At 73.2% G+C, this 18,228-nt stretch carries 16 protein-coding genes; 6 read left to right on the top strand and 10 right to left on the bottom strand.

The features are described 5' to 3' along the window. Positions 1-89: 89 nt before the first annotated feature. Positions 90-770, bottom strand: a complete 681-nt coding sequence (locus tag ACWDYF_RS11480) for a TetR/AcrR family transcriptional regulator (protein WP_389465576.1) — start codon at positions 768-770, stop codon at positions 90-92. Positions 771-884: 114 nt separating this feature from the next. On the opposite strand from ACWDYF_RS11480, the gene ACWDYF_RS11475 reads away from it, so the two are divergent. Continuing rightward, positions 885-1,787, top strand: coding sequence for an NADP-dependent oxidoreductase (locus tag ACWDYF_RS11475; protein ID WP_389465737.1), 903 nt, complete (start codon positions 885-887; stop codon positions 1,785-1,787). Between the two features lie 49 nt (positions 1,788-1,836). On the opposite strand, the gene ACWDYF_RS11470 is transcribed toward ACWDYF_RS11475, so the two are convergent. The 4 genes from ACWDYF_RS11470 to ACWDYF_RS11455 form a co-directional block, all read right to left on the bottom strand. Beyond that, a complete protein-coding gene (locus ACWDYF_RS11470; protein ID WP_381742271.1) occupies positions 1,837-2,502 on the bottom strand; it encodes a response regulator transcription factor in 666 nt (221 codons plus the stop codon). Further along, a complete protein-coding gene (locus tag ACWDYF_RS11465; RefSeq protein WP_389465578.1) occupies positions 2,499-3,716 on the bottom strand; it encodes a sensor histidine kinase in 1,218 nt (405 codons plus the stop codon). The genes ACWDYF_RS11470 and ACWDYF_RS11465 overlap by 4 nt, the downstream gene beginning before the upstream one ends. A 17-nt stretch (positions 3,717-3,733) precedes the next feature. Next, positions 3,734-4,258 carry a hypothetical protein gene (locus ACWDYF_RS11460; RefSeq protein WP_381742272.1) on the bottom strand — a complete coding sequence of 175 codons (525 nt, stop codon included), beginning with the start codon at positions 4,256-4,258 and terminating at the stop codon, positions 3,734-3,736. Positions 4,259-4,373: 115 nt separating this feature from the next. Next, positions 4,374-5,465, bottom strand: coding sequence for a hypothetical protein (locus tag ACWDYF_RS11455; RefSeq protein WP_389465581.1), 1,092 nt, complete (start codon positions 5,463-5,465; stop codon positions 4,374-4,376). Between the two features lie 360 nt (positions 5,466-5,825). On the opposite strand from ACWDYF_RS11455, the gene ACWDYF_RS11450 reads away from it, so the two are divergent. Next, positions 5,826-6,134, top strand: a complete 309-nt coding sequence (locus tag ACWDYF_RS11450; protein WP_381742276.1) for a hypothetical protein — start codon at positions 5,826-5,828, stop codon at positions 6,132-6,134. A gap of 147 nt (positions 6,135-6,281) precedes the next feature. Here the strand turns inward: ACWDYF_RS11450 and ACWDYF_RS11445 are convergent, their stop codons facing one another. Further along, entirely contained in the window at positions 6,282-6,791 is a 510-nt protein-coding gene (locus ACWDYF_RS11445) for a MarR family winged helix-turn-helix transcriptional regulator (RefSeq protein WP_381742277.1), read from the bottom strand. A 312-nt stretch (positions 6,792-7,103) separates the two neighbouring features. On the opposite strand from ACWDYF_RS11445, the gene ACWDYF_RS11440 reads away from it, so the two are divergent. The 4 genes from ACWDYF_RS11440 (at position 7,104) to ACWDYF_RS11425 (ending at position 11,155) form a co-directional block, all read left to right on the top strand. Next, positions 7,104-8,549 carry an MFS transporter gene (locus tag ACWDYF_RS11440; protein WP_018565262.1) on the top strand — a complete coding sequence of 482 codons (1,446 nt, stop codon included), beginning with the start codon at positions 7,104-7,106 and terminating at the stop codon, positions 8,547-8,549. A gap of 38 nt (positions 8,550-8,587) precedes the next feature. Continuing rightward, positions 8,588-9,385, top strand: a complete 798-nt coding sequence (locus tag ACWDYF_RS11435; protein WP_381742281.1) for an SDR family NAD(P)-dependent oxidoreductase — start codon at positions 8,588-8,590, stop codon at positions 9,383-9,385. A 79-nt stretch (positions 9,386-9,464) separates the two neighbouring features. After that, positions 9,465-10,220, top strand: a complete 756-nt coding sequence (locus ACWDYF_RS11430; protein ID WP_381742283.1) for an SDR family NAD(P)-dependent oxidoreductase — start codon at positions 9,465-9,467, stop codon at positions 10,218-10,220. 128 nt (positions 10,221-10,348) lie between these two features. Next, positions 10,349-11,155, top strand: a complete 807-nt coding sequence (locus tag ACWDYF_RS11425) for an SDR family oxidoreductase (RefSeq protein WP_389465587.1) — start codon at positions 10,349-10,351, stop codon at positions 11,153-11,155. Between the two features lie 90 nt (positions 11,156-11,245). Here the strand turns inward: ACWDYF_RS11425 and ACWDYF_RS11420 are convergent, their stop codons facing one another. The 4 genes from ACWDYF_RS11420 to ACWDYF_RS11405 all read right to left on the bottom strand — a co-directional run bounded on the left by ACWDYF_RS11420 (position 11,246) and on the right by ACWDYF_RS11405 (position 18,203). After that, on the bottom strand, positions 11,246-12,847 hold the full coding sequence (locus ACWDYF_RS11420; protein WP_389465592.1) for a DUF5722 domain-containing protein: 1,602 nt from the start codon (positions 12,845-12,847) through the stop codon (positions 11,246-11,248). A 121-nt stretch (positions 12,848-12,968) separates the two neighbouring features. Beyond that, positions 12,969-15,989 (bottom strand): hypothetical protein, encoded by a 3,021-nt coding sequence (locus ACWDYF_RS11415; protein WP_389465597.1) that lies wholly within the window; start codon positions 15,987-15,989, stop codon positions 12,969-12,971. 91 nt (positions 15,990-16,080) lie between these two features. Continuing rightward, entirely contained in the window at positions 16,081-17,115 is a 1,035-nt protein-coding gene (locus tag ACWDYF_RS11410) for a transcriptional regulator (RefSeq protein WP_389465600.1), read from the bottom strand. Positions 17,116-17,444: 329 nt separating this feature from the next. After that, positions 17,445-18,203, bottom strand: coding sequence for a DeoR/GlpR family DNA-binding transcription regulator (locus ACWDYF_RS11405; protein WP_389465602.1), 759 nt, complete (start codon positions 18,201-18,203; stop codon positions 17,445-17,447). Positions 18,204-18,228 lie beyond the last annotated feature (25 nt).

The following is an 18,228-nucleotide window of genomic DNA, read 5'->3' as shown; positions in this document are numbered from 1 at the left end:
CCGCTCCCCGTTCCCGTCCCACCGCCCGGACCGCACCACTGATCACCCACACAACACGCACGCCGCGCGCTTCCGGTTCTCCGGCCGGTTCAGCGCCGTGCCGTTCTGGCGAGCATGCCGTCGACGACGGCGTCCACGGCGACATGGAAGCGCTCGTCGGGATCGCCGGAGACGAGCTGTGCGGCATGGGCGGTGACCAGGGGGAACCGGTCGGGCGACTGGGCGGCGAAGTGCCGCCGGAGGCCGGCGGCCCGGTCCGGGTGGCCGCCGTCGCGGGCGTCGGCCTCGATGGCGGCGTGGTTCACCAGCGTCGCGAGGGTGTCGGCGGCCCACGCGGCGTCCTGCGGGGCGAGTCCGCCCGCGAGCAGGATGCCCAGCAGGTTCTCCAGCAGCCGCAGGGCCGCCTCGGACGTGGGCGGTTCGGCGATGGCCGCCAGGGCGATCCCGGGGTGTGCGGCCAGCGTGTCGCGCATCCGGTCCAGCAGCGCGTGCAGCTGCACACGCCAGCGCGCGGCGTCCACGGCCGTCTCCAGTCCGACCTGCGCGAAGACGCGGTCCTGCATGGCCCGGAGCAGGCCCTCGCGGTGCGGGACATAGACGTAGAGCGAGGCGGGACCGGTGTCCAGGGCGGCCGCGACCCGCCGCATCGACACGGCGGACAGCCCCTGCGACCTCAGGATCTCCAGGGCCGCGTCGACGACCGCCCGCTCGCTGAGGGGCGCTTTCGCCGGGCGGTCACGGGTCGAGCGGCGGCGGCCGGTGGGAGGCATCGGGGCGGACCTTTCGCTGGGCGGTACGAACACTGTTCGTGAAGAACGCCGTTCGTGACGTACGCTGTTCGTGAAGCAGCTTACGCCGGTCCGCCGGTCAGATCGGAGCACATGATGAAGGCAGTCCGTTTCAGTCGGTTCGGCGGTCCGGAGGTCCTGGAGATCGTGGAACTCCCCGATCCGCTTCCGGGCCCCGGCCGGATCCGCATCGCCGTGCGCGCGGCCGGGGTCAACGCGAGCGACTGGAAGAAGCGCGCGGGCCTGATGGACGAGGGGCTGCCGCAGGTACTGGGGTACGAGGCGGCGGGCGTGGTGGACGAGATCGGCGAGGGCGTCACGGGCGTGGCCGTCGGCGACCGGGTGTTCGGCTTCTGCGCGGAGGCGGGCGCCCAGGCCGAACTGGCGGTCCTGGCGCACTGGGCACCGATCCCGCGGTCGGTCGGCTTCGCCGGTGCCGCCGCGCTCCCGGCCGCCGTCGAGACGGCCACGCGCGGACTCGACCGGCTCGGCGTGACCGCCGGGCGGCTGCTGCTCGTGAACGGTGCCTCGGGAAGCGTCGGCGCCGCGGCCGTCCAACTGGCGGTGGCGCGCGGCGCCCGGGTGATCGGCACGGCCGGTCCGGCCCACCACGACCAGGTGCGTGCGCTGGGCGCCGAACCCGTCTCCTACGGCGAGGGCCTCGCCGAGCGGGTGCGCGCGCTCGCGCCCGACGGGGTCGACCTGGCGCTCGACGTGGCCGGGAGCGGGGTGCTGCCCGACCTCATCGGGCTCACCGGTGACCCGCGGCGCGTCGTCACGCTCGCCGACTTCGCCGGAGCCCGGACGCACGGAGTGACCTTCAGCCGGGGGGACGACGGCCGCGCCCTGCACGCGCTCGCCGGGATCGGCGAGCTGATCGGGACCGGCCGCTTCGCGCTCCCCGCCGTACGGACCTTCCCGCTCGACGAGGTCGCCCAGGCCCACCGCTCCGGCGAGACCGGCCGCACCCGCGGGAAGATCGTCCTGGTGGTCGGCTGACCCGCCCGCCGCGGGGCGTCCGGCGCCGGGCTGCCGCGGGCGGACCCGGTCAGGCCAGGCCCGCGTCCAGAGCGCGCCGTACGGCGTCCGCCCGGTCGCGTATCCCCGCTTTGGCGAACAGGTTGTTGATGTGGGTCTTGACCGTGGCCTCGCTGATGAAGAGCTTCTCGGCGATGCCCCGGTTGGGCAGGCCCCGGCCGATCAGCGCGAGCACCTCGCGCTCGCGGGGGGTGAGATCCTCGGGGAGGGCCGGTCCCGGCGCCGGTGCCTTGACCCGGACGGTGGCGACCAGCCGGTCCTGGACCTCGCGGTCGAGCACGGACTGACCGGCGGCGGCCGCCCGGATCGCCCGGGTGATGTCCAGGCGCCCCGCGTTCTTCGTCAGATAGCCGCGGGCTCCCGCGCCCAGCGCGCCCAGGATCGAGTCGTCGTCGGCGAAGGTGGTCAGCACGACCACCGCCACCTCCGGATGCTCCTCGCCCAGCCGCCGGGTCGCCTCGATGCCGTCCATCCCGGGCATCCTCAGGTCCATCAGCACCACGTCCACGGGTCCGGCGGCGGCGGCCGTCAGCACCTCGCGGCCGTTCGCGGCGACCGCGACGACGTCGATGTCCTCGGACAGCCCGAGCACCGCGGCGAGCGGCTCCCGCACGGCGGCCTGGTCGTCGGCGACGATCACTCTCAACCGCCGCTCCACGTCGGTCATTTCGCTCATCCCGGGATCACTGCCTCCACCTGCCAGCCGCCCTGGTGCGGTCCCTCGGTGACCGGCCCGGCGGTGACGGTCCCGCCCAGCAGGGCGACGCGTTCGCGCATTCCGATCAGTCCCATCCCGCTGCCGGCCCCCGCGTTCACCGGACGGGTGGCGGGGCGGTTGCGGATCCTCAGTGTGGTGGAGGAGGCGGCGAACGCCAACTCCACCTCCACCTCGCCCCCGGGAGCGTGCCGGGCGGCGTTGGTCAGCGCCTCCTGGGCGATCCGCAGCAGATTCTGCGTCACCTGGGCCGGCACCGTACGGACGGTGCCGGTGACCGTGAGCGCGTCGCGGTGGCCCGACGACTCGACCATCGCGCTCAGCGTCTCCCGCAGCGGCAGCGCGTCCTCGCGCAGCGCGTGCACGGTCCACTGGGCCTGCTTCAGGCTCTCCTTGACCAGGCCGTGCGCCGTGTCGTTGGCCTCCCTGACCTTCTCCAGGTCACCGGTCTCGATCAGCGCGTCCACCAGCTCCAGCTGCATGTTGATCGCGGCCAGCGAGTGCGCCAGGACGTCGTGCACGTCCCGGGCGATCCGGCCGCGCTCGGTCAGGACGGCGGTGCGGGCCTCGGCCCGTGCGGCGCGCTCGGCCGACTCCGCCGCCTCGATCACCGCCCGCACGGACCGGTTCTGACCGCGGTTGATGATGCCGATCAGCACCGGCGCGCCGGTGGCGAGGCCGAGGGCCCAGGGCACCGGGGCGTGCCCCGGGCCGAGACGGAGGAACAGGACGGCACCGCAGAGCAGACTGCACGTCCCGGCGAGCGTGAGGGCCGCCCTGGTCTCCAGCCGGTAGCCGATGTGACCGCAGAGGAAGAAGGCGAAGAGATAGCCGGTGCCGGTGCGGCTGACGCCGAGCAGGGCGACCGCCGCGACGACGCCGGATCCCAGCCAGAGGAGGGCGAACCGCGGGGGGACCATGTGCTCCGGCAGGTGCCGGGCCAGCAGGGCCGCGGAGTTGAGCACGAGGAGGACGGCGACGGCCAGCCCCCGGCCGTCGAGGCCCACGGGCCGCACGGTCAGGATCCCCCCGATGACGACCGAAAGGGTCAGCAGCCACTGCATGTACGGGTCCTGGCCGGGGAGCGACCGCGGGCGGCCCGCCTCCCGGTCCGCTGCCGTTCCGGGAGGCGGGGCGCCCTGCGCTGCTGCGGTCACGGGCCGAACATACTGCATGCTCGCGGGCCGCATGATCAGGCACTGTGCTCGTAGGCGGGCACGGCACGGGGCGCGGTCACGGCGCGGCTGCGCAGGAAGATCGTGGCGACCCGGGTGACCACTTCGGTGACGGCCATCAGCACGAACGCCGTCACCCAGGCGTCCTGGCTCGTGATGTGGTGGGCGAGGCTGAACCGGGCGACGTCGTCGGCGCCGCCGCCGTGCTCGACCCACAGCTGGAACCCCATCCGGGCCCCCATGCCCACCACCCACAGGATCGCCGACACCGCACCGGCCTTGATCAGGGCGTGCTCGCCGACCGTCCGTATCCGGGTGTAGACGCCGCCGGCGACGCCGAGCACGGCGCCCGCCCCCATCAGGGCCCCGATCAGCACCAGGTCGTTGCCCCCGGTGGGCAGGGTGTCCAGATACGAGTAGGCGACGAAGGCCACGATCCCGAGCGGGATCAGGAAGGTCTTGTGGTCGAGCCGGCCCTCCCGCAACTGCCGGAAGACGATGAGGATGAGGGCGATGTCGGTGATCCACTCTGTTGTCGTCATGCCCTCAAGACTGCTGCGAACAGGCCCGCCGCACCTGGACCCACGGGTGGAAAGGAGGGTGGAGATCGACCGCTCCTCCCTCTCCACCCCGGGGCGCACGGAGCGGCCCGGCCCGCTACTCCGCGTCCGCCTTCGGATTGACGTTCTTCTCCAGGAGTTCGTGCATCTCCTTGTGCGCCACGGACGCCTTGGTGTTCTTCTCGTCGTGGAAACGGAGCAGGTACTGGTACATCAGGGCCACACACTTGTCGCGGCTGCGGTACGAGGCGTCGTCGGTGAGCCGCAGATCCTCGGAGATCTCCCTGATCTTGCCGTCCGCCGTGGTGTACAGCGGGTGCCACAGCACGGTGACGGCGGGATTGACCTTCTGGATGACGCGCAGTTGCGGGATCTCCTGGGCGATCAGGACGCTGTCGGGGGAGTAGGCCCGCAGGAACACGTGGACGGGTCCCGTCGCGCGCTCGACGAACGCGCGGGAGAGGACGTTCCACAGCGGCGCCTGGAGCTTCCAGTCGGCGTGCAGCTCCAGTTGGTCCACCACTTTCCCGAGCCGGGTGAACTCCAGGGACGTATGCCCCTTCGACTGCGCGTAGACGCTGACGTCGAAGCCGCCGGACCACAGCGCCATGGTGGGCGTGGTGATCCGCAGATGGTCGCCGACGAGGTCGACGAGTTCGCGGTACCAGGTGTTCGAGGCCCGGTACGCGCGCCGTTCGGCCGGGTCGAGGGACGGGTCGGCGGAGCCGGTGTTCAGCCGTTCCTGCTCGGAGACTCCGCCGAGCAGCAGTTGCCAGGCGCTCTCCACCACGTCCGGCGGGAAGCCGCCCGCCGTCATCAGTCCGCGGAACACCGGCCATTCGGGATGGTCCTGGGCCTTGGCCGCGAAGTGCTCTTTGGGCGCGTCCTGCGACGGCTTGCGGCGCTGCACGACGGCCGGACCGCTGCCGCCCGCGCGGCCTTCGGACCCCGCGCGGCCGCCGGACTCCCCGTGGCCACAGGAGGGCCCGTGGGTGTGCCGCTGCTCGTCGAGGGCGCGCGTCACCGCGCCGTTGCCCGCCGAACGCTGCAACGACGTGACGTCCGCCGGGGACAGTCCGCCCGGCGCCCGTGCGGCGGCGCGGGCCGCTTCCTCCGCCCGCGCGGCCCTGGGCAGCGGCTGCGGCTGCCTGGTCCCGGGAGTGCTCGTCCTCTGGTCCCGCGCCTGCATCCGCTCGCACACTCCTCGGTCTCGTGTCGTACGCCCGTGTCCGGGAGGGACCCATTGTCGGGGCCCGTCCGGGACGCGGGACAAGGGACGCGGAGGCCGCGCACCCGGACTCCGGGGCCATCGTCGCGTGCCCTTTCCGGCAGCCGGCCGGGCCGCGGGCCCCCCGCCCCGGCCATCGCCCGCCGGGCCGCTGAGCTGCCGGGCCACCGGGCCGCCGAGCCGCTGACCTGCCGAGACACCGGGCTGCCCGGACCCGTGGGGGCCGGATCCGTGTAGCGCGCGCCGGGACGGGTAGAGACACCAACCGGATCGGTTCATTCCGCTTTGGAACCGCCGCCGAGTGAAACTGGAGGAGCGACCGTGAACAAGCCGATGCGACGCCTCGTGACCACAGGTATCGCCGCCGTGGCGGCCTCAGGCGTCTTCATGGCCGGCGCGGGCTCCGCGACGGCGGCCACCTCGCAGCCCGCCGGATGCCCCGGCCCGGGACCGGTGACGACCGCCCACGCGGCGGCCGCCCAGCGGTCGGCCCCGCACCGCCACATCGACCGGTGGATCCTGGACCAGCTGCGCCTGTTCGATCCGGCGGCCGCCCACCGGCTCGCGGTGTACGACCCCTGGGTCAAGGACCAGCTGGCGCAGTTCGCCGGGCAGCTGGCGGACAAGTGAGCTGAGCGGCCGCCCGGACGGTACCGGCGCGCCCGCCCGTACCGTCTGGAGCGTCCGTATCGCCCGTACGGTCCGGTGCGGAGCGCGACCCCGTCCCCGGCTTCGGCCCCGGCCCACGAGGGGCCCCCGCATCGGACCGCTCCCGCGCTACCCGGCCGTACGGGGCGAGGAGCCGCCCGTCCCGCCCCCGTGGTCCCACGCGAGCCCTTCGAGCTGCTCGATCCCGTGGTTGAACTCGATCATCAGGGTGAGGAACTGCTGGGTGCGCTCGGGGCTCCAGCCCGCCGCCTCGATCAGCCGGGCGGCCCCGGCCCGGCTGATCGCCCGGTCCGCCGCCAGCCGCTCCAGGCCGAGCGGGGTCGGGCGGAACGTGCGCGCGCCCCCCTTGGCGGTGGCCTCGATGCGCTCGACGAGGCCGTGCCGCAGCATGGCGCTCATCTGCCGGTTGATGGTGGACACATCGGCCTGGAAGGTGTGTGCCAGCTCCTTGAGCGTGAGCGGTTCGCCCGTCTCCAGTCGTGTGAGCAGAACGTAGGCCGAGCGGTCGAGGCTCTGGCCGATGCGTGGGCCACGCGAGGCGATGAAATGCCGGGACAACAGGGTCAGTTCCCGTTCCAGGTCGCCCAGGCGGCGCTCCTGCTCGTTCGGCTCCGTCATGTGTGCCGTGTTCCCTTTCTCTGGTTCCGCCCCACCAGTGTCCCCTGTCGTGATCCACCCGCCGCGGCAGTCCCTTCCCCGGCCCTTGGCCCGTGGTCCCCGGCTCTTGCCCGTGGCCCGTGGCCCGTGGTCCTTGCGGTCATTGCACCGGCCATGGTGTGTATGTAACATACACAAGGCCCGGCGGGCTCCTGGTGTGCCGCGGGCGTCGCGCGGGCCCCGGAACCACCGCATCCCTCAGGTGATGGCGTTCCGTGCCGCCGCCCACACCGTCACCGTCCGTGAGCCCCTTCTCAGCCAAGGAAGTGCCTCGTGCCCATCACCACCGTCCGCTCCGCGGGGGCAGGCGCGGTCACCGCCGTGATCACCCTGAGCTGCGTCGTGATCTCGCTGATGCAGACCTTCATCGTGCCGATCATCCCGAGGCTGCCCGAGCTGCTGCACACCGGCGCCTCCGACGCCTCCTGGGCGGTCACCGCCACGCTCCTGGCCGCGGCCGTGGTCACCCCGATCGCCGGGCGCCTCGGTGACATGTACGGCAAACGCCGGATCATCATCGCGAGCCTGGTCCTGGTCGTCGTCGGATCCGTGCTGTGCGCCGTGTCCGACAGCCTGGTCCCGGTGGTCACGGGACGGGCGCTCCAGGGCCTGGCCACCGGCGTCATACCGGTCGGCATCAGCTTCCTGCGGGACATCCTGCCCGCCGACCGGGTCGGCGGCTCGATCGCCCTGGTCAGCGCCGCCCTCGGGGTCGGCGGCGCCGTCGGCCTGCCGGTGTCGGCCGCCATCGTCCAGTACGCCGACTGGCACGTCCTGTTCTGGGTCGCGGCCGCACTCGGGGTGCTCTGCCTCGCACTCGTGGCGCTGCTGCTGCGGGAGTCGCCGAACCAGTCCCCGGGCCGCTTCGACGTCCCGGGCGCGATCGGACTCGCCACCGGTCTGGTGTGCCTGCTGCTGGCCGCCACCAAGGGCGGCACCTGGGGCTGGACCAGCGGATCCGTCCTCGGCCTGCTGGCCGGCGGTGCGGCGGTCCTGCTGCTCTGGGGCGTCTACGAACTGCGCGTGGCGCAGCCGCTGGTCGACCTGCGGGTCGCCGCCCGCCGCCCGGTGCTCTTCACCAACCTGGCCTCCCTCATGGTCGGCTTCGCCATGTACGCGACGTCGCTGGTCCTGCCGCAACTGCTCCAGTCGCCCTCCGCCACCGGCTACGGCCTGGGCCAGTCCGTGCTCGCGGCCGGTCTGGCGCTGGCGCCCAGCGGCCTGGTCATGATGGCCTTCGCGCCGCTCTCGGCCCGGATCACCGCCCGCCACGGCGCCCGTGTGACGCTGCTGACCGGCCTGTGCGTGATCGGTCTCGGCTACGGCGTCGGCCTCGGCCTCATGGCGGAGGTCTGGCAGATCGTCGTCATGTCGATGATCGTCAGCGCGGGCGTGGGCATCGCCTACGCGGCCAGCCCGGCACTGATCATGGGCGCCGTCCCCGTGACCGAGACCGCGTCCGCCAACGGCCTCAACTCCCTGATGCGCTCGGTCGGCACGTCCTCGTCGAGCGCGGTGATGGCCGCGATGCTCGCCGCCATGACCACGCGCGTCGGCCCGGTCTCCGTGCCGTCCGAGCACGGCTTCCGCATGACGTACGTCGTGGCGATGCTCGCCGCCGTCGCCGGTATCGGCCTCACCCTCCTCATCCCCCGGGCCCACCGCCCCGCCGCAGGGCAGGACACCGCCCCGGCCCCGGCCGTCGGCGCTCCCCGCTGACCCGCCGCAACTCCCCGCACAGCAAAGGAAGTAACCCCATGGAACGTCTCCAGGACAAGGTCGCGGTCATCACCGGCGCGGGCAGCGGCATCGGCCGTGCCGCCGCACAGCTCATGGGCCGGGAGGGCGCGCGGGTCGTGGTCGCCGACTTCGACACCGCGGCCGCCGAGGAGACCGCCGCGCTCGTCGAGCAGGCCGGCGGCCGGGCGCTGCCCGTCACGGTGGACGTCACCGAAGAGGGCTCGATCGCGGACATGACCGCCGCGACCGTCAAGGAGTTCGGCGCCCTCCACGTGCTCTGCAACCACGTGGGCGGCACCAACCCGCGCACCGATCTGGACCTGCTGCGCATGGACATGGAGGAGTTCCACCGGGCCGTCGCCCGCAACGTGACCAGCACGCTGCTCGGCGCCCGGTACGCGATCCCGCACATGATCCGCGCGGGCGGCGGCTCGGTCATCAACACCGCCTCCGTCGCCGCCCTGGTCGGCGACGTCCTCCAGACGTCCTACGGTGCGGTCAAGGCGGCCGTGGTCAGCATCACCAAGTCCATCGCCGTGCAGTACGGCCCGCAGAACGTGCGCTGCAACGCCATCGCCCCCGGCGCGGTCATGACCCCCGCCCTGGAGAACAACCTCCCCGACAGCGTCATCGAGAGCCTGAGGAACGGCAACGCGCTGCCCTACCTCGGATCCCCCGAGGACATCGGCCACACCATGGTGTTCCTCGCCTCCGACGAGTCCCGCTACCTCACCGGCCAACTCCTCGTCGTCGACGGCGGGATGACCATGCAGTCGTCCGCCGCCCCCGGCCGCCGGGCCCAGCTCCCCGGCTGAGCACCGCCCGCACGCGAGCGCCCCGCTGCTCCCCGCGGCCGCCGTCCCGACGAGCCGCACCCGTGAAAGGAATCGCACCATGACTTCCCCCGCTCTCCTGGGCAGGTCGGCCATCGTCACCGGAGGCGCGTCCGGTATCGGCTCCGCCGTCACGAGGCTGTTCGCCGCGCGCGGCGCCCGGGTCGTCGTCGTCGACCTCCAGGAGGAGGCCGGGCGGGCGGTCGCGGAGGAACTGGGCGACGCCGTGGTCTTCCTGCGGGGCGACGTGTCCGACCGGAGGGTCGCCGACACGGCCGTGGCCACCGCCGTCGAACGTTTCGGCGCGCTGGACGTCCTGGTCAACAACGCGAGCGTGTCGCGCCAGAAGCCGTTCGAGGAGCAGACGGACGACGACTGGGACCTCGCGATGGACACCGGTCTGTACGCGACCCGCAACTTCATGCTCGCCGCACTGCCGGAGCTGAAGAAGTCCGCCCACGCGTCCGTCGTCAACTTCGGTTCCGGCGCCGGTCTCAACGGCCAGCCCAACCAGGCGTCGTACGCGGCGGCGAAGGAGGCGATCCGCGGACTGAGCCGGGTGGCCGCCAACGAATGGGCGCCGTACGGCATCCGGGTCAACGTGGTCTGCCCGATGGCCCTGACGGCCGGGGTGGCCCAGTGGGCCGAGGCCCACCCCGAGCAGTACGCCCGGTCCGCCGCCGCGGTGCCGCTCGGCCGCTTCGGCGATCCCGACCGGGACGTCGCCCCCGTCGTCGGCTTCCTCGCCGGGGACGACTCCCGGTACATGACCGGGCAGACCGTGATGGCCGACGGCGGATCCGTGAAACTCCGCTGACTCCGCTGAACCGTACGCCCGCCTGCCCCGAGCACAGCCCCGCCCCCGACGACCTGATCCACCTGCCCACCTGCTCCACCTGTCCACCTGAACGACCTGAACGACCTGAACCCCTGGAGAAAGACCTCATGGGAACCATCGCCGTCACCGGAGCCGCCTCCGGTATGGGCGCCTCCATCGCAGCCCGGCTCACCGAGCAGGGGCACCGGGTCATCGGCGTCGACCTGCGCGGCACCGACGTGGAGGCAGACCTCGGCACCCCGGAGGGCCGGACCGCCGCGGCGGCCGAGGTCACCCGCCTCGCGGACGGACGGCTCGACGGCTTCGTGCCGTTCGCCGGGATCTCCGGTGGCGCCGGGCGCCCCGCGAGCCTGCTGGTCTCCGTCAACTACTTCGGTGCCATCGGCCTGTTGGAGGGGCTGCGCCCGGCCCTGGCCGCCGCGGGCCAGTCCTCCGTGGTGCTCGCCTCCTCCAACTCCATGACCACGCAGCCCGGCTGGAGCCCCGAACTCGCCGCGGCCTGCCTGGCGGGGGACGAGAACGCCGCCCGGACCCTCGCCGACGAGCTGCCCGACGACGGCGGTGTCCTCACCTACCCGGCCACCAAGGCGGCCATCGCGTACTACACGCGCACCCGCGCCGCCGACCACATCGCGGACGGCATCCGCCTCAACGCCATCGCACCGGGCTTCATCGACACCCCCATGACCCGGGCGGGCCGCAAGGACCCGCGGATCGCCGCCGGTATCGAGGCGTTCCTCGCGTCCGTCCCGGCCGCCAGGGCGGGCCGCCCGGAAGAGGTCGCCGAACTGGTGCTCTTCCTGCTCTCCGACAAGTCGGGTTACTGCGTGGGCACGTTGATGTACTGCGACGGCGGCCTCGACGCCAAGGTGCGCGGCCTGGACTGGCCGAAGGTGCTGACGCCGCGGCCCTGACGGTACGTCAGCGAGCCGGGGAGCGGCGCGCGGCTGCCCGCGTCCGGCCCGCGCCCGGCCCGCCCGGCTCAGGCCCGCCCGGCGCCCGGCTCAGGTCCGCCAGGCGTAGCCGAGCAGGCCCTCGGTCAACTGGCCCTCGCAGGCGGACTGTTCGGAGACGAAGTGGTCGCCGGTGGACGGGACCCGGCACCGGTAGAGGGCGACGGTGCCCGGCGCGGGCGCCGTACCCGCGTAGCCGAGCGGGCCGAGCGGCTCCTGGCCCTCGCAGCCGGCCTCCGTGCTGACCATGTTGTGCCCGCCGACCCGGCACTCGAACAGCGGACGGGTGCCGGACGCCTCGTGGCGCAGCAGCCGCCAGGCGTTCTCGGCGGTGAACCCGGCGGGCAGCCCACGTGTGGAGGCCCAGTGGCCGCGGGTCGGGGAGTGGGCGCGGACCAGGCGGGTGTACGGCAGATCCTCGAAACCGCAGGACAACTGGGCGGGTGTCAGGTCGGCGCGGTTGGCCAGGGCCCAGGTCCGCCACGCGGGCTTCGCGCTGCCGTCGGGGGCGCGCAGCCCGAGGGCGAGCCCGGCCGCGGTCTCGGTGGGGTTGTCGAGCATGCGGTGGTAGACGTAGTTGGTGATGCCGGGCGTGCCGAGCACGTCCCGGAAGGAGTCGCACACGGCCTGCGCCTGCCGCTCCGGCGAGGAGGATCCCGCCGAGGTGATGCCGCTCTCGGTCAGCTGCACGTCCGACCAGGCCGCGGTGTTCGCCGGGAAGTTCTGGCGCAGCCAGCCCACGAGATGGCCGAGCGTGCCGTAGGTCACGTACGGCGTGTCATCGGGGCCGAACACGGGACTGCGCAGGTCACGCGGGTAGGGGTGCATGGCAACCCGCCAGTGCCGGGTTCCGGCGCGGGCGGCCAGGCCGCGCAGCACGGTCATGCCGGACAGGACGGGCTCCGCCGCCGCGGGGGCGTCCAGCGCGCTGCCGAAGGAGTGGTCGAGCGACAGATAGGCGCGGGCGGTGGGCTGTTCGGCGCCGATGCGGTCGTAGGCCGTGTCGTAGAGGGCGGCGATCTCGTCGAGCCACGCGGTGGTGTCGCACGGAGTGCCGTGGCCGCAGCCGATGTTGAACCAGGTGTTGGTGTTGACCTCGTTGCCGACGACGAAGTCGGCGACCCGGCCGTGACCGTGCAGGCCGTCGTACCGCTGGGCGAGCATGCCCGCGAAACGGGCGTAGTCGCTCGCGCGGTCCGGGGCGCAGAAGATCTCCATGCCCGGTGCCGAGGGTACGCACGTCCTGCCGGTCCGGGCCCAGGCCGGTGTCCCGTAGACGACGCCGGTGACGACGAGACCGCGTTCGGTCCAGTCGCGGATGTCGTCGTCCAGGCGCGCGGGCACGGTGAAGCACTGGCCGTCGTACTGCTGTTGGCCGGTGGAGCACGGCGGGGACTGCACGGTGGGCTGCCACTGCGCCCACACCAGGTTCATGGCGACGCCGCCGGTGTTGTTGCCCGCGATCTCGTCCTTGTCCGGCCAGTCGTCGGGCTGGACGGCCTTGATCCGGTAGTCGCCGCGCTCGGGGTACGCGAGCGGCGCCCCAGGGGAGTGCGGCTCGGCCGCGGCCGTCCCGCTGCCCGGGGCGAGCAGCAGGACGAGCGCGCACAGGACGGCCGGCCAGGTCCACCGGGCGTGTGCCCCACGTCTCATCGCGGTCTCCTTGTCGTACGACGGCCGGTCGGTGTCGGACAGGTGCAGTGAAGGTGCGGGTCCTCCTTTGCGGGTCCCCCCGGCTGGGGAGTGGTCGGCGGAGGGCCGGGGCAGGGCGTGGTCAGGGCGTGGTCAGCAGATAGCCCTGGAGCCCTTCGCTGTGCTGTCCCTCGCAGTCCTCGCGCACCGAGTCGAAGTGGTCCCCGCCGCCGGTGTTGCAGCGGTACACCGGTGTGCTGGGCCGCCCGGCGGGCGGCTCGCTCCAGACGTAGCCCAGGGTGCCCTGCACGGTCTGGCCCTCGCACCCGGAGTCGAGCGAGGTGAAGTCGTCCCCGCCCGCTCGGCACTGGTACAGCGCCTTGGTGCCCGGCTCGGCGACCAGGGACAGGTATCCGTGCACGGCCTCCGCCCGGTATCCGGCGGACAGGCCCGCCGTGCCCTCGGCGTGGTCGGTGCCCCGGATGCTGCGGGTCACGGCGGCCCGCGCCACCACGTAGCCGAGCAGTGTCTCCTGCTGCATGCCCTCGCACTTCGCGTCGTGCGAGACGAAGTGCTCGCCGCCCGCGATCCGGCAGCGGTACAGCGGCAGGCTCGGCACACCCGCGACCGGCGTCTCCCAGGCCCAGCCGATCCCGGCGAGCTTCGTCGCGCCCTCGCAGTCGGCCTGGAGCGAGGTGAACTCGTCGCTCCCGCTGCGGCAGCTGTACAGGGCACGGGTGCCGGGGCCGCCGACCAGGGACACCATGCCCATGGCGATCTCGGGCCGGTAACCGGCCCCGGCCGCCCGGGTGGTGGTCCAGTGGTCGCTGGGCGCGCCCTGGTGCACGTACCGGGTCAGCGCCCCGTAGCCGATGGTGTAGCCGAGCAGGCTCTCCTGGACCTTGCCCTCGCACTTCGGGTCGGTGGAGTCGAAGTGCTCCCCGGCGGTGCCGTCCTTGCAGCGGTACACCGCGAGCATCGGCGGCCCGTCGGGGGCGGGGGAGTCGTAGAGGTGGCCGAGCAGGGCGATGCGGGGCGAGCCCTCGCAGTCGTCCCGGACCGAGCTGAACTCCTCCGCGCCGTTCTGGCAGGCGTACAGCGGGTGGGTGTCCGGCTCCTGCACCAGGTCGAGCTGGCCGAGCGGACCCTCCGCGCGGTAGCCGGGCGGCACGGAACCGGTGGCGCTGTAGTGGTCGCCGCTGCCGTTGACGTACCGGGTGAGCTGGCCGTACAGCGGGCCGTGGTTGGCGCTGGGGTCGGTGAGGAACTCCACCGAGGACTGGTCGACACGCGGCGCCCACTGGCAGCCGCTGGTCTGCGGGCACGGTCCCACCGGGTCGGTGAACCCGCCGCTGGTCCGGTAGAGCGTGCCGGTGTCCGCCGCGACGAGGCTGATGCCGTCCACCGGCCTGTCGGCCATGTGCTCGCGGTGGTCCACGCTCCACTGGGTGACCGGCACCGGGAAGCCGCAGTCCGAGGAGCAGCCCGACAGCCGGAACGGGTACCCGGCGGCGAACTTGTAGACGGTCCCGTTCTCGGTGGACACGGTCGATCCGTCCATCGGCACCGCCAGCATGTGGTCCAGATGGGAGACGCTCCAGGTGGACACCGGGACCGGAGCACCGCAGCCCGGGTCGCAGGTGGCCATGTGGACCGGCGCGCCGCCGACGAACTTGAAGATCTGCCCCTGCTGGTCCCGAATCGTCGTCCCGTCCATGGGATACGGCCGCATGTGCTCCAGTGTGGCGATGCTCCAGGTGGAGACCTTGACGGGGGTGCCGCAGCCGCTGCCGTCGCAGGTGGCCATGTGGATGGGTGCGCCGCCGGCGAACTTGAAGATCTGTCCTTGCTGGTCCTGCACGGTGGAACCGTCCACCGGCGCCGGGTTCATGTGGTCCAGCGTCGCCACACTCCAGGTGGACACCTTGACCGGGCTGCCGCAGCCGCTGCCGTCACACGTGGCCATGTGGATGGGTGCGCCGCCGGCGAACCTGAAGATCTGGCCCTGCTGGTCCTGCACGGTGGCGCCGTCCATGGGATACGGCCGCATGTGCTCCAGTGTGGCGATGCTCCAGGTGGAGACCTTGACGGGGGTGCCGCAGCCGCTGCCGTCGCAGGTGGCCATGTGGATGGGTGCGCCACCGGCGAACCTGAAGATCTGGCCCTGCTGGTCCTGGGCGGTGGCGCCGTCGGCCGGTACGGGCCGCATGTGGTCGAGTGCGGCCACGCTCCAGGTGGAGACCTTGACGGGGGTGCCGCAGCCGCTGCCGTCGCAGGTGGCCATGTGGATGGGCGCGCCGCCGACGAACCTGAAGATCTGACCTTGCTGGTCCTGCACGGTGGCACCGTCCGACGGCGCCGCGGGACCGGCGTCGATGACCGCCTGCGTGGTGGGCCTGGCGTCGGGGCACAGCCCGCCGTCGCAGGTGGACTGCCAGATCGGGGCGCCGCCGGCCATCTTGTAGACGCGGTGGGTGTCGTTGGTGTTGAGCACGGTGCCGTCGGGCAGCCCGTACACCGACGTCACCAGTTGCGGCTTGGTCGGCACGGTGACCGGACTGGGCGGGTTGCCGCCGCTGCTGCCCGAACCGTTCGGCGGGAAGTACTCGATCTTCCAGCCGGCGTACATCGGGACCCACATGTAGGAGTAGTCCGCGAACCAGGGGAGGGCACTGGCGTCCTTGTTGCACCCGGGGATCGTGTACGTCCGTGCGTACGTGGTCTTCCAGGAGTAGACGCCGTAGGAGACCAGGGCGTACTGCCCCGGCCGCACGGAGACGTTCTGCTGGACCTCGGTCCCGTAGGTGAGGCTCTGTTGGGCCGTGTGCCCGGTCGAGGCCGACGCCTCGACCTCGGCGACCGAGAGCTTGGCGCTCACGCTGATCGTGGCCGTGGTCGTCATGCTTTCGGTGCGGGTACCCGTCACGCTCGTCTTGGCCGTGCCGCCGGGCGCCTCGATACGCGTCGGTTGCAGGGCGGTCGGTCTGAAGTCCATGGTGCCGGGACCGGCCTTGGTCTCACTGACCAGGTTGCAGTTGCTGCCCAACGGCAGCGGCGGCAGGTCGTCCGCCGCCGCCTGCCCCGCCCCGGCGACGAACAGCGAGGCCAGCACGGCGAGCACCGCCGCCCGGACCCGGCCGACGCGTATGACGCTCGCGCGCATGGAACCCCCCGTACGACACGCTGTCCCGTCTCGTCAGGAGCAGCCCCGGGGTCACTGTCCCGGCACGGCGGCGGACGCTCAACCGGCTTTCCTATGGTTCGGCTGTGGCCGAAGGGTCGTGCGGGTGGGGCGGCCGGTGCCGCTGGTGCAGCAGATCCGAGCCGAGGACGGTCAGGGCGTGCTGGGCGGTGCGCCCGCTGCGCACGGTCGACACCAGGCCCGCCCGGCGCAGCGCGGTGGCCTGCTCGCTGGCGGCCGCCGCGGAGATGCGCAGCCGCCGGGCCAGCTCGCCCGTGGTGCACCCGGCGCCGATCTCCGCGAGGGCACGGGTGCGGGTGCGCCCCAGCAGGGCGGTGAGCGCGGCGAGTTGGGCGCGGGTGGGCCGGCTGCCGCCGCCGCGTGTGGGCGTACGCCACTCCGCCTCGCGGGCGAAGGGGTGGACGAGGACCGGGGGCAGCTCCGGGTCGCGCAGGCAGATGGGGCGGTTGCGGCAGAAGAAGGACGGGACCAGCAGCAGCCCCCGGCCGCCGAGGCGGACATCGCGGTCCGGGCCGGGATACGGCACCCGCAGGACGTCCCCCTGCAACCGGACGGCCGGGTGGACGCCCCGCAGCAGCTCCCGCACCCCGCGCTCCTCGCGCACCCGCAGCCGCAGCGCGGCCTCGGCCCCGACGCTCTGCCGGATGTGCGGCCAGTAGGGGGCGAGAGCCGTCGTGTGGTAGTGGTGCAGCGCGTCCCGCAGCCGCAGGAGCGGCTTGGACTCGGCGGCGGCGAGACCGCGTACGTACGACGCCGACGCCCGCGCGGGACGGAGCCGGCCGAGTTCGCGCACCATGCGCCGGACCGGTGTCGCCAGCACCCGTTCCAGACCGGGTCCGAAGCCCTCGGCCCCGGCCGGGGTGAGGAAGTCCGGCGAGTAGCCGACCGGCGGCGCGAGCGGGAAGAGGCTGTCGGCGGCCACCGGGTCCAGCTCCCTGGCCACCTCCGCCCGCCAGCGCCCGAACTCCACGGCCTCGTCGGGCTGTTGCAGGGCATGGAGACTCAGCAGGGTCTCCCACATGGCATCCGGGCCCTCACGCAGCCGGACGGTCGCGTAGTCGGCGTCCGTGAAATGTATCCGCAGCATTCGTTCCCCCGTGTCCGACGCGTGGTGCGACGCGTGCGGATCCGGCGAGCCTGCCGTCGGCCGCCCCGCCGGGTCCCACAGTGATCGACGGTGCGGAGCCGGGGAAGGTTGACCCGCCTCCGCCCGGCGTTCCGCCGCACCCGGTCGCACGGCCGGGCCGGCGGGCCGCCGCCCCACCGGAGTTCGGCCCGGCCGGGCCCGGTCGGGCTGCTTCAGGAGCCGGAAACCGGGCCGCCGGGCCCAGGTTCGCAGGAAGGAGGCCGTTCCACCACCAGCACAGGTCCGCTCACGGGGCGGAGCGTGGCCGGTCGCGTGTCCGGTGCGCGGGGTCAGCCGGTCGTCGTGATGTCCACGCCGAGCGTCCTGAGCCGGGAGAGGACCGTGTCGTGGGGGTCGGCGTCGGTGATCAGGCCGGTGATCGCGGTCCAGGGCAGCACGCGGAACCGCGAGGCCGTGCCGATCTTCTCGGAGGACGCGAGGACGTAGGTCTCGGCGGCCCGTGCGGCGAGGGCGCGCTTCATCGCCGCCTCCTCGGCGTCGCCGGTGGTCAGCCCCGCCTCGGGGTGCACGCCGGTGACGCCGAGCAGGCAGAGGTCGGCGGAGACGTTCTGCGCGGCCTCGACCGCGGCGGCGCCGCAGGCGACCGCCGAGTGCTTGAAGACGCGCCCGCCGAGCAGGAACAGCTCCGCCTGCGGATGGTCGAGCAGGGCCGCGGCGATCGTCGGACTGTGGGTGATCACGGTGCAGGCGAGATCCCGGGGGAGCGCGCGGGCGACGGCGAGGGCGGTGGTGCCGCCGTCGAGGATCAGCGCGCCGCCCGGCGGCACCAGGGCGGCGGCGACCGAGGCCACCTTGCGCTTGCCGTCCGGGGTCACCGACTGGCGGGCGGTGTAGTCGGCCACCGCCGGGGAGACCGGCAGCGCGCCGCCGTAGACCCGCTGGCACAGCCCCTCGGCCGCGAGGTCGCGCAGATCGCGCCGCACGCTGTCCTCGGAGATCCCCAGCCCGGCCGCGACGTCCTTGGCGACGATCTTGCCCTCGCGGGCGAGCAGACCGAGCAGATGGTCGCGTCGTTCGGCAGCCAGCATTCGCGTTCTCTCCTGTTCATGCACG

It is taken from the genome of Streptomyces sp. NPDC003284 (genome assembly GCF_053589675.1).
Note: the sequence above shows the minus strand (reverse complement) of the source record. Positions and strands in the feature narration are given on the sequence as shown.